The following is a 23,979-nucleotide window of genomic DNA, read 5'->3' as shown; positions in this document are numbered from 1 at the left end:
GGCTTCCCGCCGGACGGCGGCGTTCACCGACAAGGCTGACAGACCGCCCCCACGCGGCCATAATCCGCCGCCTTGAGTACCCCGCCGTCCCTGCCGATCCTGCTGTCCCCGCCGTTGCCTGCGGAGGCTGGCGCACGTCTGCACTGGGCGGGCCTGCCCGGCGCCTCGGCAGCACTGGCGATCGCGGAAGCCGCTGCCCGTCACGATGGCCTGGTGATCGCGGTCACCGCCGGCGAGCAGCACGCCTACAAGCTCGAAGAGGAACTGCGCTTCTTCGCCAATGCGGCCTTGCCGGTGATGCACTTCCCGGACGCCGAGACGCTGCCCTACGACCCGTTCTCGCCGCACCAGGAAATCCTCTCGGATCGCCTGGCGGCGCTGTATCGCCTGCCCTCGCAGACGCGCGGCGTGCTGATCATCACCTCCGGCACCTTGCTGGAAAGACTGCCGCCGCGCAGCTGGCTCGATGGCCGCGCGCTGCTACTCAAGGCCGGCGACAAGCTGCCGCCGCACGCCTTCCGCGAACGCTTGATCGCCGCTGGCTACCAGAGCGTGTCCGAGGTGCAGACACAGGGCGAATTCGCGGTGCGCGGCGCCTTGATCGACGTGTTCCCGATGGGCGCGTCTGACGCTTATCGCCTCGACCTGTTCGACGACGAAGTCGAGTCGATCCGCGTCTTCGATCCGGACACCCAGCGCTCGACCGAGAAAGTCGGCGAAATCCGCTTGCTGCCGGCCCGCGAATTTCCGACCGACAAGGCCGGCATCGAAACCTTCCGGCGTCGCTACCGCGAGTATTTCCCGGGCGATCCGGCGCGTTCGCGCATCTATTCAGAAGTCAGCAAGAATCTGATGCCGGGCGGCGTCGAAGCCTATCTGCCGCTGTTCTTCTCGCCCCAAACAGCGAATTCGGCGGCCGCCGCGACCATCTACGACTACCTGCCGGTACACGCGCTGATCATCGCCACCGATGATCTGGACGCGGCACTCGCCAGCGAATGGAAGCAGATCGAGGAGCGTTTCGAGCGCTATTCGGGGAATCTGGAACGGCCGCTGATGCGGCCGGGGGATCTGTTCGTCACGCCTGCAACGGCGCGAGAAGAGCTAGGTTATTACCCGCAAGTCGGCATGGGCGAATCGGCAGCGCAGGCCGAGGGCCTCGCCGACTTCGCCTGCGCGCCGATCGCCGGTACCGCCGATGAACTCAAGGCTTTCCTCAAGACAACGGCCAGCCGCGTGCTGTTCATCGCCGAATCCGCCGGCCGACGCGAAGCGCTGCTGGGCTGGCTGAAGCCGCTCGGCATCCTGCCGCGCCAGTACGATCGCTGGGCCACGTTTGCCGGTGATGGCAACCGCTACGGCATCCTGCTCGGGCCATTGCAGGACGGCCTGAATCTGCCGACAGCGAACGTCGCGATCATCGCCGAGGCGCAGGTGTTCGGCTCGCGCGCGCCGGTGTCCTTGCGCAAGCGCGGCAAGGTCCGCGATCCGGAAACCATCCTTCGCGATCTCAACGATCTGAAGCTCGGTGCACCGGTGGTGCATGTCGAACACGGTGTCGGTCGCTATCGCGGCCTGCTGCGGCTCGATGCCGGCGGCATCGAGGCCGAGTATCTGGTGCTCGAGTACGCCGACGCCGACAAGCTCTATGTGCCGGTCGCCAGCCTCAACCAGATCCACCGCTATACCGGCGCCGAGGAGCAGGCGGCACCGCTGCACAATCTCGGTTCGGATCGCTGGTCGAAAGCCCGCGCCAAGGCCAAGGAACGGGCGGCCGATGTCGCTGCCGAACTACTGCAGATACAGGCCCGGCGCGCGGCACGCGAAGGGATGGCGCTGCCGATCGACGAAACAGCCTTCGCCGTGTTCAACGAGGGTTTCCGCTTCGTCACCACCCCGGACCAGCAGAAGGCGATCGACGCCGTGCTCGCCGACATGGCGATGATCAAGCCGATGGATCGCGTGGTCTGCGGCGATGTCGGCTTCGGCAAGACCGAGGTCGCGCTGCGCGCCGCGTTCGCGGCAGCGATCAACGGCAAGCAGGTCTGCGTGCTGGCGCCGACCACCTTGCTCGTGCAGCAGCATGAAAAGAACTTCCGCGATCGCTTTGCTCAGTACTGCGAAGCGATCGGCGAACCGGCTGGCACCCCGTCGATCCGCATCGCCGGCCTGAGCCGCCTGCGCACCGCGAAGGAACAGAAAGCGCTGCTCGACGATCTCGCCAAGGGCCAGGTCGATATCGTCATCGGCACTCATCGCCTGATCCAGGACGATGTGCGCTTCGCCGATCTCGGGCTGGTGATCGTCGACGAGGAACACCGCTTCGGTGTCCGCCACAAGGAGCGCTTGAAGAACCTGCGCGCCGAAGTGCACCTGCTGACGCTGACCGCCACGCCGATCCCGCGCACCCTGAACATGAGCATGGCCGGGCTGCGCGATCTGTCGATCATCGCCACGCCGCCGACTTCGCGTCTGGCGATCCGTACCTTCGTCGCCGAATGGGATTCGGCACTCGTCTACGAAGCCTGCCTCAGAGAGTTGCGCCGCGGCGGCCAGGTGTATTTCCTGCACAACGAGGTCAAGGACATCGAGCGCTTCGCCGCCGAGATCCAGACCCTGGTGCCGGAAGGCAAGGTCAGAGTCGCGCACGGCCAGATGCGGGCCAGCGAACTCGAGCAGGTGATGCTCGATTTCTATCACGGCCGCTTCAACATCCTGGTCTGCACGACGATCATCGAATCCGGCATCGACGTGCCGACCGCGAACACCATCCTGATCGACCGCGCCGATCATCTCGGCCTCGCCCAGCTGCATCAGCTGCGTGGCCGTGTCGGCCGCAGTCATCACCGCGCCTACGCCTATCTGCTGGTGCCATCGCGGCGGTCCTTGAGCGATGACGCCAACAAGCGTCTGCAAGCGATCGAGGAACTCGGCGAACTCGGTTCCGGCTTCGCGCTGGCGACGCAGGATCTGGAAATCCGTGGCGCCGGCGAGCTGCTCGGCGAAAACCAGAGCGGCCAGATCGAGGAGATCGGCTTCACGATGTACGCGGAGCTGCTCGCCAATGCGGTGCGTGCGCTGCGCCACGGCAAGATCGCCGACGCGCCGTTCGGCCAGGCGCCTTGCGAGGTCGATCTCGGTTCTTCGGCGCTGATTCCGGACGATTACGTGCCCGATGTCCACACCCGTCTGGTGCTGTACAAGCGCATCGCCGAGACCAGGGACGAGGATTCGCTGGAAGAGCTGAAGGTAGAACTGATCGACCGCTTCGGCCTGCTGCCGCCGCAGGTCGAGCGCCTCTGCGACTCCGCGCGCCTGCGTCAGCTCGGCGAAGCGGCCGGCTTCGTGAAGATTCGCGCCGGTGCCAAGACCGCGATGCTCGATTTCGGCCTGCAACCGGCGATCGAGCCGATCAAGCTGATCAAGCTGATCCAGAGCCAGCCGAAGGTCTACAAGCTCGAAGGCCAGAAGCGGCTGAACATCACCGCGAAGGAACTCGAAGACCCGGCGCAGCGGGCGCCGTTGCTGCAGGCGCTGCTGGCGCGGCTGGTGGCGGAGCCGCCTAAACAAACCTCCTGACGCCGTCATCTCATTTTCTGAACGGCGTTACTCTCGGCGGGCGTGGGCGAGCGGTCACAAGACCCACTACCAAAACCATGGAGAGGAGATCCCGATGAAAAGAACTGCGCTGTCCGCGGCTGCGTTGCTGCTGTGCCTGGCTACACCGACTCAGGTGATGGCCCAGGCGGGTCCGCTTTATGTCGGCACCCTGCCTTCCAATCTGGTCGGAAACCTGGGCAATTTCTTTGGCGTCAAGTTCGCTCCCAAGTTCGCCGCAGGCGACGTGAATGCCGGAAGCCGCATCTTCACCGGCTACTTCGAGCGTTTCACCGGAAAGAGCATCGGCTTCAATCCGCCGCTGCTGGCCCTCGGTACCGGTCAGCTGCCGGGCCTCGCCAGCTTGCCGAGCCTCGACGGACCGGCGTTCATGATCAGCAATGCGCTCAATGCTGCCGTGGCGCCTTACGCGAACAATCCGACGTTTCAGAAGTTCATCGGAATGACCAGCAGCGGTCCGCTTGCCATTCCGGATATCAACGGCCAGTTTGCTGCTGCTCGTGCCCGCTTGCCGGCCATTCCGTTCTTGCCGGCCCCGGCCAGCACGCCGTACTGATTCAGGATCGAAGGTAACCGCAGTCGGGGATGGCGAGATCGTCATCCCCGGCCGTTTGCCTAGACCGGCAGGCGCCCGCTGATTGCCCGCGCCAGGGTGCCGCCGTCGACGTACTCCAGTTCGCCACCCATCGGCACACCGTGCGCGATGCGGGTGACGGCCACGTTCTGGCTGCGCGCCAGTTCGGCCAGATACCAGGCGGTCGCCTCGCCTTCCACACTTGGATTGATCGCGATGATCAGCTCGCGCACCGAACCATCGGCCAGCAGCCTGGCCAGCGTTTCCAGGCCCAGTTCGGCCGGGCCAATGCCGTCGAGCGGCGACAGCTTGCCCATCAACACGAAGTAGCGGCCGCGATAACCGGCGGCATTCTCGATCGCCAGCAGATCGGCCGGTGCCTCGACGACGCAGAGCTGGCCGGTGGCCACCCGCGTATCGCCGCAATACCGGCACTGCTGGTCTTCGCGGAACATCCGGCAGCTCGGGCAACGCTCGATGCCGGTCAGCGCTTCGGCCAGGGTCGTGGTCAGGAAGGCGGCACCGTCACGATCGCGATCGAGCAGGTGAAACGCCATCCGCTGTGCCGACTTCGGCCCGACGCCGGGCAAGCGGCGCAAGGCTTCGATCAGGCGGCTCAGGCGCGGTGAATAGGTGGCCATCGGCGTTCAGTGCAGGCGGATGACAGCCTCAGAAACCCATGCCCGGCGGCAGATTCATGCCAGCGGTGACCTTGGACATCTTCTCCGAGGAATGACGCTCGAGCTTCTGCGAAGCGTCATTGATCGCGGCGGCGATCAGGTCTTCGAGGAATTCCTTGTCTTCCTTCAGCGCCTCGGCATCGATGACGACGCGCTTGGCTTCGTGCTTGCCGTTCAGCGTGATCTTGACCAGGCCGGCACCGGACTCACCGGTGATCTCGGCGGCGGCGATCTCGGCCTGAACCTTCTTCATCGTTTCCTGCGCCTTCTGCGCTTGTTGCATCAGCTGCGCGAGCGGACCTTTCATCTCATCTCTCCTGCGGGGTTCTTGCGGGCTCGACCAGCGACGGTGGGGCCACACAGCGGGACTTCAATCGGCAATCGAACGCTAGCCGATGGCCAATCAATCAATGGGCTGGATCGAGCCGGCACGCACCGTGGCACCGAACAGCGTGCGAAAGCTGGCGACCACCGGGTCCTGCTCGATAGCTTTCTCGGCATCGCGCTGGCGATCGATCAGTCGCTGCTCGTCGGCGGCGGCCGGATGCAGCACGTCGGGACTGGCGGCGACGCCGATATCCAGATTCAGCGGGCCCAGCTTGCCGATCAGTGCGGCCTGCACGGCGAGGCGGCGCTCCTCGGTAAGCAGATGGCGGGCACGCGGATCAAGCGCGAAGCGCAGGGTTTCGCCTTCGCGACTCAGCCAGGCGCAATGCCGGGCGAGCTGGCGAACCATGCCGTCGAGGCCCAGCTCATCGACCAGGCGATGCCAGACCGTGCCCGGCGTGGCGGTAGCCGCCGGAGTTGCGACAGGCGCGACAAAGGCTTCCGTCGGCGCCGAACGGGTCGCGCTCGGCATCAGGATGTGGGCGCTGCGCGGTGGGCTGGGCGTTGCCTGCGGAATGTTGGCGACAGGCGCAGCGGCAGGCGTCGCCGCGACCGGTGCCGCGGACTTGGCGGATGCGGCCGGGGTTGGCGCAGCAGCGCGCCCGCCACCACCGCCAGCCGGCGCCGCCGAACCGCCGCCATCATCGAGCTTCAGCGCGAACATGCGCAGCACGCTCATCTCGAAGCCGAGGCGCGGATCCGGCGCGTAAGGCAGATCGCGGCGACCGAGCACGGCGATCTGATACCAGAGCTGCACGTCCTCGACGGCCACCGTCTGCGCCAGCGGCGCAAGGCGCGGATCGTCGTCTTCATCGCCAGCGTTCGGCAGCAACTGCAACATCGCAAGACGCTGCAGCAGCATCGCCAGATCGTTGAGCAGCGCGTGGAAATCCGGCGCCGATTCGTCGAGCCGGCGAAGGGCGGCGAGCAGGGCTTCACCCTCGTGCGCCGCCAGCGCTTCGATCACCGCGAACAGATTGCGGCGACCACCGGTGCCGAGCATGTCTTCGACCGCCAGCGCTTCGAGCTTGGCACCGCCGGCGAAGGCCAGCGCCTGATCGAGCAGCGACAGGCCATCGCGCATCGAGCCATCGGCGGCGCGCGCCAGTTCGGCAACGGCACCGATCTCGAAATCGACTGCTTCATCCTTGAGGATGTCGGCAAGATTGTCGCGGATCAGCGCGACGCTCAGACGCTTCAGGTTGAACTGCAGGCAACGGCTGAGCACGGTGATCGGCAGCTTCTGCGGATCGGTCGTCGCCAGGATGAACTTCACGTGCGGCGGCGGTTCTTCCAGGGTCTTCAGCAGCGCGTTGAACGCGCCCTTCGACAGCATGTGGACTTCGTCGATCAGGTAGACCTTGTAGCGGCCACGCGCCGGCGAGTACTGGGCGTTGTCGATCAGCTCGCGGATGTTGTCGACGCCGGTGTTCGACGCGGCGTCGATTTCCAGCAGATCGACGAAGCGGCCGTCGTTGACTTCCTTGCAGGCCGAACAGACGCCACAGGGATTGGCGCTGACGCCGGTCTGGCAGTTCAGGCCCTTGGCGATGATGCGGGCAAGCGTGGTCTTGCCGACGCCGCGGGTGCCGGTCAGCAGGATCGCCGGATGCAGGCGATCGCCATCGAGTGCATGGGTCAGCGCCTTGACCACATGGCCCTGGCCACGCACGTCTTCGAAGCGGCGCGGACGCCATTTGCGCGCAAGCGCGAGATAGCTCATGGGAGAGACAGGATGGCCAGACGGAGTAAAGGCATTGTCGCGGATGAAGCGGGGGTACGCCACCCGCAGGCGGACCGCGGCCGCTTGCGAAACGCACACGGAACCGCCATCGCGACCGCGTAAACTCCGTACTTCCCAGGCGTTCCCCCGCAGGAGTGATCCCTTGAGCCACCCGCTTCCCGCCCCGCTCGCGCCGGGTCATGCCCTGGTCACCGGCGGCGCTGGCTTCATCGGCAGCCATCTGGTCGACGGCCTGCTCGGCGACGGCTGGCAGGTGACGGTGATCGACAACTTCGATCCCTACTACCCGGCGAGCATCAAGCGCCGGCACATCGCCGCGCATCTCGATCACCCGGCCTACCGGCTGGTCGAGGCCGATATCCGTGATGGCGCCAAGCTGAACTCGCTGCTCAATGGGACGTACACATCGATCGTTCATCTCGCCGCCAAGGCCGGCGTCCGGAATTCCCTGACCGACCCGCTCGGCTACCAGATGACCAACGTCATCGGCACCCAGAACCTGCTGAGCCTGGCCCATCAGCGCGGCATCAAGGCCTTCGTGTTCGGCTCCTCGTCGAGCGTCTACGGCGACTGCCCGCGCCTGCCGTGGGCGGAGTCCGATCTCGGCCTGCTGCCGATCAACCCTTACGCGTCGAGCAAGCTCGCCGACGAGCAGTTGGGCTACGTCTACGCCCAGACCTTCGGCCTGCGTTTCGTCGCCCTCCGCTTCTTCACCGTGTTCGGCGAACGCCAGCGGCCGGACCTGGCGATCCACAAGTTCGCGCGGTTGATGCTCGACGGCAAGACCATCCCGGTCTATGGCGATGGTTCGTCCGAGCGTGACTTCACCTACTGGGGCGACATCGTCGCCGGCGTTCGTGCGGCGATGGCCTTCGCCGCCGATCCGGCCTGCGCCAACTACGAAGTGTTCAATCTCGGCAACAACCGCACGATCGGGCTGCTGGAGATGATCCACAAGCTTGAAGCGGTGTTGAATGTCAAAGCGAACATCGACTGGCAGGACTGGCAGCCGGGCGAGATGCGCCGCACCTGGGCCGATATCCGCAAGTCGCAGGCGCTGCTCGGCTACGAGCCGGCCACCGATTTCGATACCGGCCTCGCCCGCTTCGCGAGCTGGCTCGCCGTCCAGCCTTGAGCCGGACATGAATCGCGGCCTCGCGCTGGGGCTGAATGTCGCCGTCCTCGGCTTGTTCGCGGCGGCGGTCGAGCATTTCTGGGGCTGGTCCCGGCTGCTGGCACCGTGGTCGCAGATCGCGCCGCTGACCCTGGTGCTGGCAATCGCCGGCATGCTCGCCAGCTATGCGTTGCGCGGCACCCGCATCTATCTCGCCGAACAGCAGATTCCGCGTGGCGCCTGGTTCGCCTGCCTGCGGCTGATCCTGATCAACAACGCGCTGAATCTGATTCTGCCGGCGCGCGCCGGCGAGGTCAGTTTTCCGGTGCTGATGCGGCGCTGGTTCGGCATCGATGCGACGCAAGCCGCCGGCACCTTGGTCTGGCTGCGGCTGCTCGATCTGCATGTGCTGGCGACCGTCGCCGCCGCTTGTGCGGCCAGCGGCTGGCTGCTGAAAGTGCAGGGTTTGTCGACCCTGGCCTGGCTCGGCGCGGCCCTCGCGGCGGTCGCACCACTCGCGGTCTACGCGCTGCGTGAACCCTTGCAAGCCAGGCTCGCGCGGCGTAGCGGCAAGCTCGCCGGCTTTGCGGCGAAAGCACTGTCCGGCTTGCCGAAGCAGACTTCGGGGCTGGCGCTCGATCTGGTGCTGACCTGGGCCGCGTGGAGCGTGAAGCTGCTGGCGCTCGGCATCGTGCTCGGTCTGCTGGCGCAGCTGTCGCCGGTGCTCGGCACCTTGGGCGCGATCGGTGGCGATCTGTCGACCGTGCTGCCACTGCACGCGCCCGGCGGCTTCGGTACTTACGAGGCCGGCGTGATGGCGCTGCTGGCGCCCGCCTCCGGCGCCACCGAACTGGGTGCTTTGCTGGCGGCGGCCGTCAACCTGCACCTGCTGGTGCTGACCACGGCGCTGATCGCTGGCGCGCTGGCCTGGCTGGTGGGTGCTCCGCCGTCGATGCCAGCCTCTCAACCGGAATGACGGAAGCCCGATGCTAGACTTTGGGCCTTGTCTTCCATGAGTTCCGACGTGACGGAAAGCCTGCCGCCCAGCCCCAGCCTGTCGATCGTGATCCCGATGTACCGGGAGCAGGACAACGTCGCGCCGATGCTCGCCCGCGTCCACGAAGGCCTCGCTGCCTATGCCGGCCCCTGGGAGCTGATCTGCGTCGACGACGGCAGTCTCGACGAGACCGGCAAGCGCCTGATCAGCGAAGGCGCGAAGTACGGCCCGCATGTCCGCGTCATCCGCTTTGCCCGCAACAACGGCCAGACCACGGCGATGCAGGCCGGCATCGATGCCGCGCGTGGCGAGGTCATCGCCACCCTCGACGGCGATCTGCAGAACGATCCGGCCGATATCCCGCGCATGGTCGCCGAGATGTATGCGCGAGATCTCGACCTGCTGACCGGCTACCGCGCCAATCGCCAGGACGCCTGGATGAGCCGCAAGCTGCCGTCGAAGCTGGCCAACAAGCTGATCGCCCGGGTCACCGGCGTGAAGATCCGCGACTACGGCTGCTCGCTGAAGGTCTATCGCGCGACGGTGATCAAGCAGGTGCGCCTGTACGGCGAGATGCATCGCTTCATCCCGGTCTGGGCGGCGATGGTCACCAGCCCGACCCGGATCGGCGAAACGCCGGTCGGCCACGCCGCCCGCCAGTTCGGCGAGAGCAAGTACGGCATTTCGCGGACCTTCCGCGTCGTGCTCGATCTGCTGACGGTGTTCTTCTTCCTGCGCTTCCGTGCCCGCCCCGGCCACTTCTTCGGCTCGATCGGCCTGGCGCTTGGATTCGTCGGCAGCGCAGCGATGACCTGGCTCGGCGTGGTCAAGTTCGTGCTCGGCGAATCGATCGGCGGCCGTCCGCTGTTCCTGGTCGCCGTGCTGCTGCTGGTGTTCTCGATCCAGTTCCTGACCACCGGGCTGATCGCAGAAATGCTGTCCCGGGTGTTCTATCAGCGCACCGAAGGCCCGCTGACCGTCGCCAGCGGCGCGGTGCTGGACACCGGCAACGGCTGGGCGCAACTGGCCGAACCGGGTGCGGCGCGGCTTGGCATCGACGAGGCAGATCGCAATCGTGCTTGAGACGGAACGGCTGTCTGCAGCGCATCTGGGGTTCCTGTTCGCAGCGGTGCTGCTCGGCTTCTGGTCGAACCTGTGGGCGGTGCCGCTGTTCGATCTCGACGAAGGCGCCTTCAGCCAGGCGACGCGCGAGATGCTTGCCACCGGCCAGTGGCTGATCACCACCTTGAATGGTGAGCCGCGTTACGACAAACCGATCCTGATCTATTGGGCACAAGCGGCTTCGGTGAGCCTGTTCGGCGCCAATGAGCTGGGCTTCCGGTTTCCGTCCGCGCTCTGTGCCTCGGCTTGGATGTTCGTGGTGTTCCGCGCCACTTTCATGCTGACCGCAAGCCGCAATGCCGCGCTGCTGGCCGCTGGTGCAGTCGCTCTAAGCCTGATGTCCAGCGTCATCGGCCACGCAGCGATTGCCGATGCGATGCTGAACCTGTGGATCGCGCTGGCGATGCTTGGCATCTACCAGCACTGGTTGACGCCGACGCGCGGCAAGCTCCTGCGCATCTATCTGTGGATGGGCCTGGGCTTTCTGACCAAGGGGCCGATCGCGGTCGCGCTGCCGGTGATCGTCTCGCTGGTCTTCTACCTCAGCCAGCGTCAGCCATTGCGCTGGCTCGCTGCGGTGTTCGATCCCTACGGCTGGCTGGTGTTCCTGGCGGTAGTCGCGCTGTGGATGGCGCCGCTGGCGATGACCGGCCAGACCGATTTCTTCTTCCACTTCCTGTTCGAGCACAACCTGACCCGCTACGGCTCGACGATGCAGGGTCACGGCGGCAAGCTCTGGTACTACGTCGCCGCGCTGCCGCTGATCGTGCTGCCGTTTACTGCTCTGCTGCCCGGCACGTTCGCGCGCCTGCGCAAGCCTGATCCGCTCGATGTGTTCCTGCTGCTGTGGTTCGCCTTCGTGTTCCTGTTCTTCTCGTTCTCGGGCACCCAGCTGCCGCATTACCTGCTGTACGGCTGCACGCCGCTGTTCGTGCTGTTCGGCCGCGCCTGGAACCGCCTGCCGGCCAAATTCTGGACCTTGCTGCCGGCGCTGCTGTTCGCCTTGCTGCTGGCCAGCCTGCCCTGGGTGCTGCCGATGGTTCCGATCGACAGCGATCGTCCCTACGAAGCCGGCATCGTCTCCCTGGCGGCGCGTTCATTCGGGCTCGATTACATGATCCTCAGCGGCGCAGTGCTGATCATCATCCTGGTGCTGCTGTTCCGCCGCAGGACCGCCGCCTGGCAGGCCCTGCTCGGAGCCGCAATGGCGCTGTCGATGCTGGTCTGGTTCGGCTTCATTCCGGTGCTCGCCGCCGCCCAGCAGTTGCCGGTGCGGGAAGCGGCGCTGCGGGCCAAGGAACTGGGCACGTCGACGGTCAGCTATCGCACCTACCTGCCGACGTTCAGCGTCTACCGCGGCGCGATCACCCCGAACCGCCTGCCCGAACCGGGCGAGCTGGTATTCGTGAAGCTGGACCGGATTCCGGACCTGCAGCGCGAACTGGGCGCCAGCGTGACCTTGATTCCGGAGTTCAAGAAGGGTGGCGTGGCGCTGCTGCTGAGGCAGGGCGAAGCCCGCCGCTGACGGAAACGAAAACGGCTCGCACCAAGCGAGCCGTATCGATGAAACCTGAAAATAGTGGCCCGCGCTAGCGACACCCCGGCGCCCGGCTGCACCGCTACCGTTGCTCCCTTCCGGGCCTGGCGGGGTTCACGGCTTGCCGTCGCGGGGGCACCAGCGCGGACCGGCGCGGATTGTCCCCTCTGTGGCCGCGAAGCTCAAGCATAATTTCTGCATGTGATTTCGCCACAAGTGGGCATGGAGCCTGCTTTGTTTACATCGCCCGGACCCCGACCTGTTGCATGCTCTCCGCCGCGACACCGAAACCCCAACCCAAAGACCCGAACTCATGACCCTGCGCCTGCCCTGCTTCAAGGCTTACGACATCCGTGGCCGCGTTCCCGATGAACTGAATGTCGACGTTGCCTACCGCCTCGGCCTTGCCTACGCCGCAGCGTTCAGCCCGAAGCGCGTCGCGCTGGGCCGCGACGTGCGCCTGTCCAGCGCCGAACTGCTGAATGCGCTGGCGCACGGTCTGGTCGAAGGCGGCGTCGAAGTGGTCGACATCGGCCTCGGTGGCACCGAAGAGGTCTATTTCGCGTCGTTCCAGCCGGGCATCGACGGCGGCATCATGGTCACCGCCAGCCACAATCCGATGGACTACAACGGCATGAAGCTGGTCAAGGGCGGCGCGATCCCGATCTCCGGCGACACCGGCCTGCGCGCGCTCGAGGAAGCCACCGCCGCGTCGACCGCGACGGCACCGACCGGCGAAGCCAAGCGCACGCTGCACGACTACCGGCCGGACTACGTCAAGCATCTGCTCGGCTATGTCGATCCGAAGCTGCTGAAGCCGCTGAAGATCGTCGTCGACGCCGGCAACGGCTCGGCCGGCCTGGTCATCGATGCACTGGAACCGCATCTGCCGTTCGAGTTCGTCAAGATCCATCACGAACCGGATGGCACGTTCCCGAACGGCATCCCCAACCCGCTGCTGCCGGAGATGCGTTCGGCGACGTCAGCCGCCGTGATCGAGCACAAGGCCGACTTCGGCGTGGCCTGGGACGGCGATTTCGATCGCTGCTTCCTGTTCGACGAAAAGGGCGGCTTCATCGAGGGCTATTACATCGTGGGTCTCCTGGCAGAAGCGATGCTCAAGCTCGAAGCCGGCGCCAAGATCATCCATGACCCGCGCCTGACCTGGAACACGGTCGACATGGTCAAGACCGCCGGCGGCTTAGCCGTCCAGTCGAAGACCGGCCATGCCTTCATCAAGGAGCGCATGCGCCTTGAGAACGCGATCTACGGCGGCGAGATGAGTGCCCATCACTACTTCCGCGATTTCGCCTACTGCGACAACGGCAATATTCCGTGGCTGCTGGTGGCGGGCCTGATCTCGGCTTCGGGCATGACCTTGTCGCAGCTGGTGGAAGACCGCCAGGCGAAGTTCCCTGCGAGCGGCGAGATCAACCGCAAGGTGTCGGACGTGAAGGGCACGATCGCCAAGGTCGAGGCGAAGTACGCAACCGGCGATGCCAAGGTCGAGAAGGTCGATGGCCTGTCGGTGGAGTTCGCCGAGTGGCGCTTCAACCTGCGCGGCTCGAATACCGAGCCCGTGCTGCGTCTGAATGTAGAATCGCGCGCCAACCCGGGGCTGATGGAAGCGAAGACTGCCGAGCTTCTGGCCCTGATCGACGCGACCTGACCGACACTGCTCTCCATCCTTGACCAAGACCGCCCGCGCCCCATCCCCTAGCCGTCCTCGCGACGCGAGCAACGGCGGTCTTCGTTGAGCCCCCTGTGAGTACTGTGAAGGCTCGTGCGACTGCGGTCGCACGAGTTCTGCTGCTGTTGCTGCGCTGCCTGGTGATCGTCGCGGCACTATTCGTGTCGGTGCAGGACTCTGCAGACGCCTGGTGCCTGCTGATCAACGCCAGCCTGTTCCTGCTACCGCTGGCGCTGTTGCTGAGCCTGACCGGCCGCTGGGTCTGGAGCCTGTCGATCGCGGCGGCGTTCGCGCTGTTCGTCTACGGCATGGGCGAGCTGAAGTTCGTCTATTTCTACACCCGGCTGATCGTCGCCGACTGGTCGTTCGTGACCGAGCCGGCGAACTGGACCATCGTTCGCCAGTACCCGCGCATCTACACGACGCTGGCCGGTTTCAGCACCGTGCTGCTGCTGCTGATCGTCGACGCTACGCTGGCGACGCCGCGTAGCGCTCGCCTGCCACGCAGCTTGCGTATCGGCGCCGCTGTGCTGGCGCTCTCGCTGGTCGGTGCACTGACGGCGCTGCGTCATCACCACACCTGGGAAGTCTGGCTCGACGATGCCAACTGCAACGCCTCGAACAAATGCGGCGTGGTCAGCCGGCTGCTGTTCTCGCTGCAGATCTACGAGTTCGAGGTGCCGCTGCACGAAGGCAATCCGACGCCGTTCCTGACCGCCGAAGTCGCCCTCGGCGAACAGGCCAAGCCGGCCTTGCCGACAAATCCGGACGTGGTGCTGTGGCTGCACGAATCGACCTTCAACCCACGCCAGTTCCAGCTGCCGGGTGCGGCACTGCCGCCACTACCGATGTTCGAGCGCAGCCCCGAAACCCGGGCGATGGGCTTGCTGCGCACTCACACTTTCGGCGGCAAGACCTGGCTGTCCGAGTTCTCGGCACTGAGCGGTCTGGTGCCGGACGATTTCGGCGCTCATCGCGCTCGCGTGTTCACCACCATCGGCACCCGCACCCAGACCAATCTGTTCCGGGTGCTGAAGGCGCAGGGCTATCACACCATCGTGCTGATGCCGACCTTCAAGCGCTTCTACGGCGCCGGCCGCACCTACGACCTGATGGGCGCTGATCAGATCCTGACCCTGCGCGACTTTCCCGAGTACGACAAATACCCCGGCGATGAATGGGACATCGCCGAGACGCCGCGCATGGCCGAAGCGGCGATCAAGCTGATCCGCGAGCACCGCGCCGGCCCGAACGGTGCCCAGCCACTGTTCCTGTATTTCCTGTCGGTGAAGGAGCACGCGCCTTACGACAAGCACACACCGATCAACTACAAGCTCGACAAGGTCGCGATTCCGAAAAGCCTGGCGGCCAAGCTGACCGACTACGTCAACCGCCTGGTGACGCTCGATGGCGCAGTGCAGACGGTCAACGATTATCTGTTCGCCAAGGATGCGCGGCCGGCCGTGTTCGCCTACTTCGGCGACCATCAGGCCTATTACGAGGAAGACTCGCCGCCGTATCGTTACAAGCTGCCCGAGCCGAAGAACGTCACCCAGTTCCAGGTGCGCAGCAACTATCCGGTGCCCCGGGAAACGCCGGTGCCGATCATGGATATCGCGTTTCTGCCGGGGCTGCTGGTCGATACCAGCGGCGTCGAACGCGACAACTACTTCGAGTCGCTGTCGGCGATGCGCCGGCTGTGCAAGGGCATGCTCGATGACTGCCCGGACAAGACCCTCGTCGACAGCTACAAGACGCGCATCTTCGGCCGCGAGGTCGGGCTGTTTCCGGTTGTCGAGTAGCAAGCTGCAGCGATAAAAAAAGCCCGGGAAACCCGGGCTTTTTTTGTACCGATCAGCCCCGTCGCCGCGTCTGGGACAGCCGCCGCACGGTCGCGGCGAGCAAGTCGATCTCTTCGAAGGTGTTGTAGAAGGCCAGACTCGGCCGCACCGTGAATTCCAGCCCGAAGCGACGCAGGATCGGCTGCGCGCAGTGATGACCCGTGCGCACGGCAATACCTTCCTCGCTGAGCGCCTGCCCCACTTCCGCCGTGGTGAAACCTTCAAGCACGAAGCTCATCACGCTGGTCTTGTGCTTGGCGGTGCCGATCATGCACAGCCCCGGAATGCGACAGAGCGCTTCGGTGCCGTACTCGAGCAGATCATGTTCCTGGCGGGCGATGTTCTCGATGCCGATGCGCTCGACGTAATCGATTGCAGCACCCAGGCCCACGGCATCGGCGATGTTGCCGGTGCCGGCTTCGAAACGCGCTGGCGGACCCTGGTAGACGGTCTTGTCGAAGGTCACGTCCTCGATCATGTTGCCGCCACCCTGATGCGGCGGCATGTGCTCGAGCAGGTCGCGCTTGCCGTAGACAACGCCGATGCCAGTCGGCCCGAACAGCTTGTGGCCGGAGAACACGAAGAAATCGGCATCCAGCGCCTGCACATCAACCCGCATGTGCGACACCGACTGCGCGCCGTCGATCAGCACCTTGGCGCCGTAGCGATGGCCGAGGTCGATGATCTCCTTGACCGGCACTACGGTGCCGAGCGCATTCGAGACCTGGGTAACCGCGACAATCTTGGTACGACTGCTCAGCAGCTTCTGGTACTCGTCGAGCCGCACCTGCCCGGTGTTGTCGACCGGGATCACCCGCAGCACCGCGCCCTTCTCGGCCGCCAGCATCTGCCAGGGCACGATGTTGGCGTGATGCTCGAGATGCGAGACGACGATCTCGTCGCCTTCACCAATGTTCTGCTTGCCCCAGCTTTGGGCAACCAAATTGATGCCTTCGGTGGTGCCGCGTACGAAGATGATTTCCTCGGGGCTCGAAGCGCCGATGAAGTTCGTCACCTTCTTGCGCGCGGCCTCGTAGGCATCGGTCGCCCGCGCGGCCAGTTCATGCGCGGCGCGATGGATGTTGGAGTTTTCGTTGGCGTAGAAGTACGAGATGCGGTCGATGACCGACTGCGGCTTCTGCGTCGTCGCTGCATTGTCGAGCCAGACCAGCGGCTTGCCACCGCTGACTCGCGTCGACAGGATCGGGAAATCGCGACGTACGGCCTGCACATCGAAGGCGCCGCGACCCGGCGACACTTTCGGCAACGGCTTGGCCGCACCCGGACTGGCACCAAGATCCGCAAAGTAGAAACTGGGTGCCGACACGTTGGACTGGGGGCTGGAGGGCGCACCCGACGTCGAGCCCGATGAACGTGGCGGTTCGCCACCGATCCGCGTCGGCGCCGACAGCCCGAACGGATCAGACAGGCTGGCCAGATTCAGCTGCGGCGATTCAGGCACACCACTCGCCGATGAAGCATCGCCGAGAAAGTAATACGGGCTGCTCGGCGGCTGCGCCGATGACGGCACCGCTGCGTCGGACAAATTCGGCGTTGGTGCAGCACCCGGCAACAGCGCTGCAAAACCTTCCGGCACGCCGGCGAAGCCATTGCCGCCTTTCGGCAGGGCTGGCAGCACCGTGCTCTGCAGGCCATGAAGGTCCGGCGTCTGCGCCTGCGTCGGCACCACTCTCGGTGTGATGAACGACGGCGGCGCGGCCAGTTCGGCAGCACCGGGCTGCGTGGCCCTCACGGGCGGCGTCATCGGCAGGCTGGTCGCCACCGGCAAGGGATTGTTCTGCCCGGCCACCGGAATGCCGCCCGGCGGCAGCGGCGAACCGAGATTGATGGGGCCGCTCGGCGCGGCTGGCGCCTGACCGAATGCCGGTTCAGCGCCGGGCGGCGCGCTGAACATCGCATTGGCCATCGCCTGCAGCGCGGACGCGTCGAGACCGCTGCCCGAGACACTCATGGGAGCCTCGCGACCTTACTTGTAGGTATCGGGATAGTCGTGGAACTTGTTGATTTCCACGTCTTCCAGCACCGCCAGCGCGTCGTCGGTAAGCACCGCCAGCGAGCAGTACAGCGAGATCAGATAAGAGGCGATCGCATGGTCGTCGATGCCCATCAGGCGGACCGACAGGCCCGGGCTCTGCTCACCCGGCAAGCCCGGCTGGAACAGGCCGACAACGCCCTGACGCTTCTCGCCAACGCGCATCAGGATGATCTTCGACTTGCCATCGGCGATCGGCAGCTTGTCGCTCGGGATCAGCGGCACGCCGCGCCAGGTGATGAACTGCGAGCCGAACAGGCTGACCGTCGGCGGCGGCACGCCACGGCGCGTGCATTCGCGGCCGAACGCAGCGATCGCCAGCGGATGGGCGAGGAAGAATGCCGGCTCCTTCCAGACCTTGGTCAGCAGCTCGTCCATGTCGTCCGGCGTCGGCGCGCCGGTCAGCGGATAGACACGCTGCGATTCGGCGACGTTGGCCAGCAGGCCGTAGTCCGGGTTGTTGATCAGCTCGCTTTCCTGGCGTTCCTTGATCGTTTCGATGATCAGGCGCAGCTGTTCCTTGATCTGGTCGTACGGGCTGGAATGCAGATCCGATACCCGAGTGGCGATATTCAGCTTGGTGGCAACCTGCTTGAGCCAGTATTCGCGCGGATTCTCGTCGTAATCGACGAAGGAATTCGGCAGCTGGCCGCTTTCGGTCACCGAGCAAGCGGTGCGGATGTCGGCCGGATTCTTGACCTTGTTGACGCGGAACACACCGGCTTCGACAGGCTGCCATTGCAGCAGATGAGTCAGCCAGCGCGGCGTGATGTTCGAATACTGCGCAACCGTCTTGGTGGTATTTGCCAGTTTGTGGGCAGCGACATCACCCAAGGTCGGCAGTGGTGCGGAATCAGACATGAGAGGTTCTCTTCAGATCGGTTGTGAATAAACTTAAGTCTGATCGGTTGGCATGACAGCGGCTATGGGCTTCAAGCCCCGACGAGCAACTTTTTAGGCTGCCCGCTGGCGCTGCTCATGCAGATCAGTTCTGAGGTGCGGCGTCTGGCAGTTCAGTCCTGCACCCATGGCAGACCGTGAAAGCGCCAGCCGTTCGACAAGCCACGATGACCAAGGGCATCGATATCGCCCTCGAAGCCTTCGGCGACATTGGCGATCTGGGTGAAGCCGGCCTTGATCGCCGCTTCGACGGCGAGCGCCGACCGCTTGCCGCTGCGGCACAGCAGCAGCACCGGGCGATCCTTGCCGACCTTCGCTTCCAGCTCGCGCACGAAGCGCGGGTTGCGAGTCATTGCCGTACCAGTGGCCCAGGGCACATGCAGACTGTTCGGCACCTGGCCGACAAACTTCAGTTCTTCGGTGGTCCGCACATCGACCAGGGTGGCGCCGCCACCTTGAATCAGGTCCCAGGCTTCTGCCGGCGACAGGCTGCCGCCATTCGGCAACGGCGAGGAATGACCGGCTGCAGCCCCGTCGGCAACGAAGGGACCGGCAGCGGCGGCACTGATCGGCGCGATGGTGTCGTACGGCATGAAAGCTCCTTGAGGGTGCGGTGCCCGGCCCTCTCAGGACCGCTGCGGATGCCGAGCAATCTAGGCGCGATCGTTATACGAATAAAGTAATCAGAAAAGCTTTTAAAAGACTTAAATAGAATTTAAAACGATCGCGCGAATTACTTTGGCAGCATCCGCTTCAGCGTGTCATCGCGCAGGAAGTAATGGTGGTAAAGACCCGCCAGCGCATGCAGACCAATCAGGAAATAGCCGATCGTGCCGCCGGTTTCGTGCAGGTCTTCGAACAGATCGGCGTAGTCCTTGTTCTCGGGAATCGGCAATTGGACTTCGAATAGCCCGAACCACGGCAGCGCCTGACCTTCAAAGCTCAGGATCAGCGCGCCACCGATCGGCATGCCGATCATCAGTCCGTACAGCGCGAAGTGCGCCAGCTTGGCCGCTTTCTGCTGCAAGGCCGGTGGCGTCGGGGTGATCGCCGGGGCAGGGCCGTTCGCCAGACGCGCCGCGATGCGCACCCAGACCAGGGCGAAGATGCTCAGGCCGATCGAGAAATGCAGCATCTTGACCAGCGCCCTCGCCTCGCTGCCCTTCGGGAATTCGCTGCGGCTCAGGATAAGGCTGTAGGCGGCGACGATCAGCAGCACCATCAGCCAGTGCAGGGCGATGCTGATACCGCTGTAGCGATCGATTCGGGACATGCGCGGAAAGCGAAGGCTCAGGCCGCCGGCTTGGAATTCCGTGGCCGCGCTGCAATCGCGAAGCCATGGCCGTGATCGAGCAGGTATTCGAGCCACTTGGCGAGCATGTGGTTGCGGCCCCACTGATCGTGCAGGTAATCGTGGGCCTGGATGTCACCGAACATCTGCGCCAGCCAGGTCGGCCGCTGACCGCAGTCCAGCGCTTCGGCGACCCGCGCATCGCGATAGACCTTGATCCATAGATCCGGCTCGAGACGACGCTCGCCGTTCTCGTCCTTGAACTCGTAGGTCAGCCGCAGTTCGGCGGTGTACGGTGCGCGCTCGACGACGGTCAGCACCAGCGGCAGATCGGTGGCCGACTTCGAAACCGCGCGATCGAACGGCAGGTTCAGTTCCGGCACCAGGCGTTCGAGCAAGCGATAGCTGCGCTCGTACAGATCGACCAGATGCGCGATGCGGCGCGGCTGGCCGCAGCAGGGGCAGCGGTCGGAGGTGGTGATGTCGGCTTGCATGAGCCCGACTATAAGATAGGAACGCAGGCCGGCACAGGCTTGCGCTATCAATGTTTTTTCTGATCGAGAACAAATCCTGATGCCTGTCTGCGAACAGTTGACCCAGCCCTATACCGACCAGAAGCCAGGTACCGCTGGCCTGCGCAAGAAAGTGGCTGTTTTTCTGCAGCCGCATTACCTCGAAAATTTCCTGCAGGCGATCTTCGATGTCGAGACCAGCCTGAAGGGCAGCACCCTGGTGATCGGCGGTGACGGCCGCTATCACAACCGTGTGGCGATCCAGACCGCGATCGCAATGGCGGCCGGCAATGGCATCAGCAAAGTCGTGGTCGGCCAGGGCGGCATCCTGTCGACACCGGCTGCTTCCAACCTGATCCGCGTCCTCGACGCGGCCGGTGGCCTGCTGTTCACCGCCAGCCATAACCCGGCCGGACCGGATGGCGACTTTGGCATCAAGTTCAACATCGCTGGCGGCGGTCAGGCACCGGAAGCGTTGACCGGCAAGATCTACGAGGCAAGCCGAACGATCAGCCGCTATCGACTGTTCGATGGCGGCTCCGTCGATCTCGATCGCTGCGGCAAACAGCAGCTCGGCGACACGCTGATCGAGATCGTCGACAGCGTTGACGACTACGCCCATCTGCAGCAGAGCCTGTTCGACTTCGATCTGATCCGCGCCTGGTTCAAGCGCGGCGGTCGCATCTGCTTCGATGCCATGCATGCGGTCACCGGGCCGTACGCGCAACGCATCCTGATCGAGCAGCTCGGTGCGCCAGCCGGCAGCGTCATCAATGCGACACCGCTGGAAGACTTTGGCGGCGGCCATCCGGACCCGAACCTGATCTACGCCAAGCATCTGCTCGATCTGGCGATGAGTGCGGACGCACCGGACCTGATCGCCGCGAGCGACGGTGATGGCGATCGCAACATGATCCTCGGCCGCGGTCTGTTCATCTCGCCCGGCGATTCGCTGGCGATGCTCGCAGCGCATCTCGACAAGCTGCCGGGCTACAAGAACGGCCCCAAAGGTGGAATCCGGGGCCTGGCCCGCTCGATGCCGACCTGCCGCGCGGTCGACGTCGTCGCTAAGGCGCTGAAGGTCGAGTGCTTCGAAACGCCGACCGGCTGGAAGTTCTTCTGCAATCTGCTCGATGCTGGCCGCCTGACCCTGTGCGGCGAGGAAAGCTTCGGCACTTCTTCCAGCCACACGCGCGAGAAGGACGGCCTCTGGGCGGTGCTCGCCTGGCTGAACGTGCTGGCCACCACCGGCAACAGCGTGCAGCAGCTCGCCGATGCGCACTGGGCGGGTCATGGCCGCCACTACTACGTGCGCCATGACTATGACGAACTGCCGGTCGCCGCCGCGAACACCGTCGTCGACAGCTTGCGCAAAGCCCTGCCATCGCTGATCGGCAGCACCCATGGCGACTGGACGATCAGCCAGGCCGACGAGTTCTCGTACACCGATCCGGTCGACGGCAGCATTGCCACCGGCCAAGGCCTGCGCATCGTCTTCGGCGACGCGGCGCGGATCATCCTGCGCCTGTCCGGCACCGGCACCGAAGGCGCGACCTTGCGCCTTTATCTGGAACGCTACGAGACCGCGGCCGACAAGCTCGCCTGGCCAACCAGCGATGCGTTGGCACCGCTGGCGCAGATCGCCGATCGCATCGTTCGCCTCAATGAACTGACTGGCCGCAAGGGCCCGAGTGTCATCACCTGAGGGCTTGCCCTCAGGCAGTTGCGGCAGGCATAGCGGCTACACTTTCCGCGTTCGCTATTCGGGCTCAGAGACTCGAAAGCAGGCGACGAAAAACAACCCCGGTGTGCGTGCAGGAGTGTGGTGATGTCGACGACGCAGGAAGGCCAACTGCTGTGGAGCCCTCGCGGCGAGTTCGCCGATGCGTCGAACATCGCTGCGTTCATGCGCTGGCTCGATGACACCCGCAAGCTGAAGTTTGCCGACTACGAAGCGTTGCGGCAGTGGTCGGTCACCGAGATCGAAGCGTTCTGGGCAGCGGTCTGGGATTTCTTCGAAGTCCGCGCCGAAACGCCCTATCGGCAGGTGGTCAACAGCCGCGAGATGCTCGGCGTGCGCTGGTTCGAAGGCAGCCGGCTGAACTACGCCGAACATCTGCTGCGTCATGAGACCAAGGCCGCGCCCGGCCAGACCGCCTTCCATCACTGCTCGGAAAATCGCCCGCTGGCGACCCTGAGCTGGCAGGAACTCGGCCGCCAGGTCCGCATCGTCGCGACCCGCTTGCGTGCGCTCGGCGTGGTGCCTGGTGATCGCGTGGTGTCCTACATGCCGAACGTGCCGGAAACGGCAGTGGCGATGATGGCGACGGTCGCGATCGGCGCCGTCTGGTCGTCGGCGGCGCCGGAATTCGGCACCCGCACGGTCACCGAACGCTTCGCGCAGATCGAACCGAAGCTGTTATTCGCTGCTGACGGCTACCGCTTCGGCGGACGCGATTTCAAGCGCGAAAGCGAAGTGCGCAGCATCGCCGCCGCGCTGCCGACGCTCGAACACATCGTCTGGCTGCCGTATCTGGACGCGGCCGCTGCGCTGCCCGAGCTGCCCGGCATGCTGGCCTGGCGTTCGCTGCTCGATCATCCCGATGTGCCGCGCGAGACATTCCGCTACGAACAGGTCTCCTACGATCATCCGCTGTGGGTGGTGTTCTCGTCGGGCACCACCGGGCTGCCGAAGGCGATCGTCCACAGCCATGTCGGCGTGCTGCTCGAACATCTGAAGGTGATGCATTTCCATCTCGGCCTGAAGCCGACCTCGGTGATGTTCTTCTATTCGACCACCGGCTGGATGATGTGGAACCTGCTGGTCGCCGCGCTGCTGACCGGCGCTGCCGCAGTGCTCTATGACGGTAACCCGGCCCATCCTTCGATCGACTTCCTGTGGAAGCTCGCCGCCGATACCGGCACCACGTCGTTCGGCGCCAGCCCGACCTACGTGCAGATCATGGAAAAGGCCGGACTCGAGCCAGGCAAGCTCTACGATCTGTCGCGGCTGGAATCGGTGATCGTCGCCGGCGCGCCGTCGACGCCGGAAACCTTCGCCTGGTTCTACCGCTGCGTGAAGCGGGACTTGTGGGTGACCTCGCAGTCCGGCGGCACCGAGATCTGCTCCGGCTTCGTTGGCGCCGTGCCGCTGCTGCCGGTCCACGCCGGCGAAATCCAGGCACGCATGCTCGGCATGGACGTGCATGCCTGGCGCGATGACGGCACGCTAGCCGGCCCCGATGAAGTCGGCGAACTGGTGGTGACCAGTCCGTTCCCGTCGATGCCGATCAAGTTCTGGAACGATGAAGGCGGCAAGCGCTACCGCGAGTCCTACTTCGAAGTCTTCCCCGGCGTCTGGCGCCACGGCGATTTCATCAAGGTCAACGCGCGCGGCGGCTGCTACATCTACGGCCGCTCGGACTCGACCTTGAACCGCTACGGCGTGCGCATCGGCACCGCTGAGATCTATCGCGCCGTCGAGCAGCTGCCGGAGATCGCCGACAGCCTGATCGTCTGTTGCGAGCTACCCGGCGGCCAGTTCTTCATGCCGCTGTTCATCAAGCTGAAGCCCGACTTTGCGCTCGACGACAGTCTGGTGCAGCGCATCGCCAGAAAGCTGCGCGAGGACTGTTCGCCGCGCCATGTGCCGGACAAGGTCTACGCGCTCGACACCCTGCCCTACACGCTCACCGGCAAGAAGATGGAAGTGCCGGTGCGCAAGCTGCTGATGGGCTGGCCGCTGGAGAAAGCCGCCAGCCGCGACGCGATGATGAATCCGGCGGCGATCGACTGGTTCGTCGATTTCGCCAACACCACATCTGACTACCAGTGGCGCAGCTGAAGCGCCAGGCAAGCAACCCCTGAGGCTTGCGGCCGTGCGGCCGCAGTGTCCCAACAACCCCGAGGAGAATCCCGC

18 protein-coding genes and 1 other RNA gene are annotated in these 23,979 nt (G+C 64.9%); 10 read left to right on the top strand and 9 right to left on the bottom strand.

The window, feature by feature from the left end:
- The first annotated feature begins 72 nt into the window (after window positions 1-72).
- The gene (gene mfd, locus G513_RS0103845) at window positions 73-3,579 is read left to right on the top strand and encodes a transcription-repair coupling factor (protein WP_022975507.1); all 3,507 of its coding nucleotides are present in this window, start codon (window positions 73-75) and stop codon (window positions 3,577-3,579) included.
- A 94-nt stretch (window positions 3,580-3,673) separates the two neighbouring features.
- Window positions 3,674-4,174 carry a hypothetical protein gene (locus tag G513_RS0103840; protein WP_022975506.1) on the top strand — a complete coding sequence of 167 codons (501 nt, stop codon included), beginning with the start codon at window positions 3,674-3,676 and terminating at the stop codon, window positions 4,172-4,174.
- A gap of 59 nt (window positions 4,175-4,233) precedes the next feature.
- On the opposite strand, the gene recR is transcribed toward G513_RS0103840, so the two are convergent.
- The 3 genes from recR to dnaX all read right to left on the bottom strand — a co-directional run bounded on the left by recR (window position 4,234) and on the right by dnaX (window position 6,982).
- Window positions 4,234-4,833, bottom strand: a complete 600-nt coding sequence (gene recR / locus G513_RS0103835; protein WP_022975505.1) for a recombination mediator RecR — start codon at window positions 4,831-4,833, stop codon at window positions 4,234-4,236.
- Window positions 4,834-4,861: 28 nt separating this feature from the next.
- Window positions 4,862-5,179 carry a YbaB/EbfC family nucleoid-associated protein gene (locus G513_RS0103830; protein ID WP_022975504.1) on the bottom strand — a complete coding sequence of 106 codons (318 nt, stop codon included), beginning with the start codon at window positions 5,177-5,179 and terminating at the stop codon, window positions 4,862-4,864.
- Between the two features lie 96 nt (window positions 5,180-5,275).
- On the bottom strand, window positions 5,276-6,982 hold the full coding sequence (dnaX, locus tag G513_RS0103825) for a DNA polymerase III subunit gamma/tau (RefSeq protein ID WP_022975503.1): 1,707 nt from the start codon (window positions 6,980-6,982) through the stop codon (window positions 5,276-5,278).
- A gap of 163 nt (window positions 6,983-7,145) precedes the next feature.
- Between dnaX and G513_RS0103820 the strand changes: the two genes are divergently transcribed.
- The 4 genes from G513_RS0103820 to G513_RS0103805 are packed head-to-tail and all read left to right on the top strand — an operon-like array spanning window position 7,146 to window position 11,761.
- Window positions 7,146-8,138 carry an NAD-dependent epimerase/dehydratase family protein gene (locus G513_RS0103820; protein WP_022975502.1) on the top strand — a complete coding sequence of 331 codons (993 nt, stop codon included), beginning with the start codon at window positions 7,146-7,148 and terminating at the stop codon, window positions 8,136-8,138.
- A gap of 7 nt (window positions 8,139-8,145) precedes the next feature.
- Window positions 8,146-9,093, top strand: coding sequence for a lysylphosphatidylglycerol synthase domain-containing protein (locus tag G513_RS21240; RefSeq protein ID WP_022975501.1), 948 nt, complete (start codon window positions 8,146-8,148; stop codon window positions 9,091-9,093).
- 36 nt (window positions 9,094-9,129) lie between these two features.
- Window positions 9,130-10,197 carry a glycosyltransferase family 2 protein gene (locus tag G513_RS21235; protein ID WP_022975500.1) on the top strand — a complete coding sequence of 356 codons (1,068 nt, stop codon included), beginning with the start codon at window positions 9,130-9,132 and terminating at the stop codon, window positions 10,195-10,197.
- On the top strand, window positions 10,190-11,761 hold the full coding sequence (locus tag G513_RS0103805) for an ArnT family glycosyltransferase (protein ID WP_022975499.1): 1,572 nt from the start codon (window positions 10,190-10,192) through the stop codon (window positions 11,759-11,761). Before G513_RS21235 ends, G513_RS0103805 begins: the two co-directional genes overlap by 8 nt.
- A gap of 59 nt (window positions 11,762-11,820) precedes the next feature.
- On the opposite strand, the gene ffs is transcribed toward G513_RS0103805, so the two are convergent.
- Window positions 11,821-11,917: signal recognition particle sRNA small type (ffs, locus tag G513_RS25315), an RNA gene on the bottom strand.
- A gap of 169 nt (window positions 11,918-12,086) precedes the next feature.
- On the opposite strand from ffs, the gene G513_RS0103800 reads away from it, so the two are divergent.
- Complete coding sequence (locus G513_RS0103800; protein WP_028475105.1) at window positions 12,087-13,442, top strand: phosphohexomutase domain-containing protein; 1,356 nt, start codon at window positions 12,087-12,089, stop codon at window positions 13,440-13,442.
- A gap of 95 nt (window positions 13,443-13,537) precedes the next feature.
- Window positions 13,538-15,265: a sulfatase-like hydrolase/transferase gene (locus tag G513_RS0103795; protein WP_156891384.1), complete on the top strand. Its 1,728-nt coding sequence runs from the start codon at window positions 13,538-13,540 to the stop codon at window positions 15,263-15,265.
- 52 nt (window positions 15,266-15,317) lie between these two features.
- Here the strand turns inward: G513_RS0103795 and G513_RS0103790 are convergent, their stop codons facing one another.
- The 5 genes from G513_RS0103790 to G513_RS21230 all read right to left on the bottom strand — a co-directional run bounded on the left by G513_RS0103790 (window position 15,318) and on the right by G513_RS21230 (window position 20,042).
- Window positions 15,318-17,276, bottom strand: a complete 1,959-nt coding sequence (locus G513_RS0103790) for a family 2A encapsulin nanocompartment cargo protein cysteine desulfurase (protein WP_022975496.1) — start codon at window positions 17,274-17,276, stop codon at window positions 15,318-15,320.
- A gap of 15 nt (window positions 17,277-17,291) precedes the next feature.
- On the bottom strand, window positions 17,292-18,218 hold the full coding sequence (locus G513_RS0103785) for a family 2A encapsulin nanocompartment shell protein (protein ID WP_022975495.1): 927 nt from the start codon (window positions 18,216-18,218) through the stop codon (window positions 17,292-17,294).
- 152 nt (window positions 18,219-18,370) lie between these two features.
- The gene (locus tag G513_RS0103780; protein WP_022975494.1) at window positions 18,371-18,850 is read right to left on the bottom strand and encodes a rhodanese-like domain-containing protein; all 480 of its coding nucleotides are present in this window, start codon (window positions 18,848-18,850) and stop codon (window positions 18,371-18,373) included.
- 140 nt (window positions 18,851-18,990) lie between these two features.
- A complete protein-coding gene (locus tag G513_RS0103775) occupies window positions 18,991-19,530 on the bottom strand; it encodes a cytochrome b (protein ID WP_022975493.1) in 540 nt (179 codons plus the stop codon).
- Window positions 19,531-19,547: 17 nt separating this feature from the next.
- Window positions 19,548-20,042, bottom strand: a complete 495-nt coding sequence (locus G513_RS21230; RefSeq protein ID WP_022975492.1) for a DUF1249 domain-containing protein — start codon at window positions 20,040-20,042, stop codon at window positions 19,548-19,550.
- A 79-nt stretch (window positions 20,043-20,121) separates the two neighbouring features.
- Here G513_RS21230 and G513_RS0103765 point away from each other — a divergent pair, with 79 nt between their 5' ends.
- Window positions 20,122-21,765, top strand: coding sequence for an alpha-D-glucose phosphate-specific phosphoglucomutase (locus tag G513_RS0103765; protein ID WP_022975491.1), 1,644 nt, complete (start codon window positions 20,122-20,124; stop codon window positions 21,763-21,765).
- 123 nt (window positions 21,766-21,888) lie between these two features.
- A complete protein-coding gene (locus tag G513_RS0103760) occupies window positions 21,889-23,904 on the top strand; it encodes an acetoacetate--CoA ligase (RefSeq protein WP_022975490.1) in 2,016 nt (671 codons plus the stop codon).
- Window positions 23,905-23,979: the final 75 nt, after the last annotated feature.

This window comes from Nevskia ramosa DSM 11499 (genome assembly GCF_000420645.1).
In the GTDB taxonomy this organism is placed as follows: Bacteria; Pseudomonadota; Gammaproteobacteria; order Nevskiales; family Nevskiaceae; genus Nevskia; species Nevskia ramosa.
This window is presented reverse-complemented; position numbering and strand designations above follow the sequence as displayed.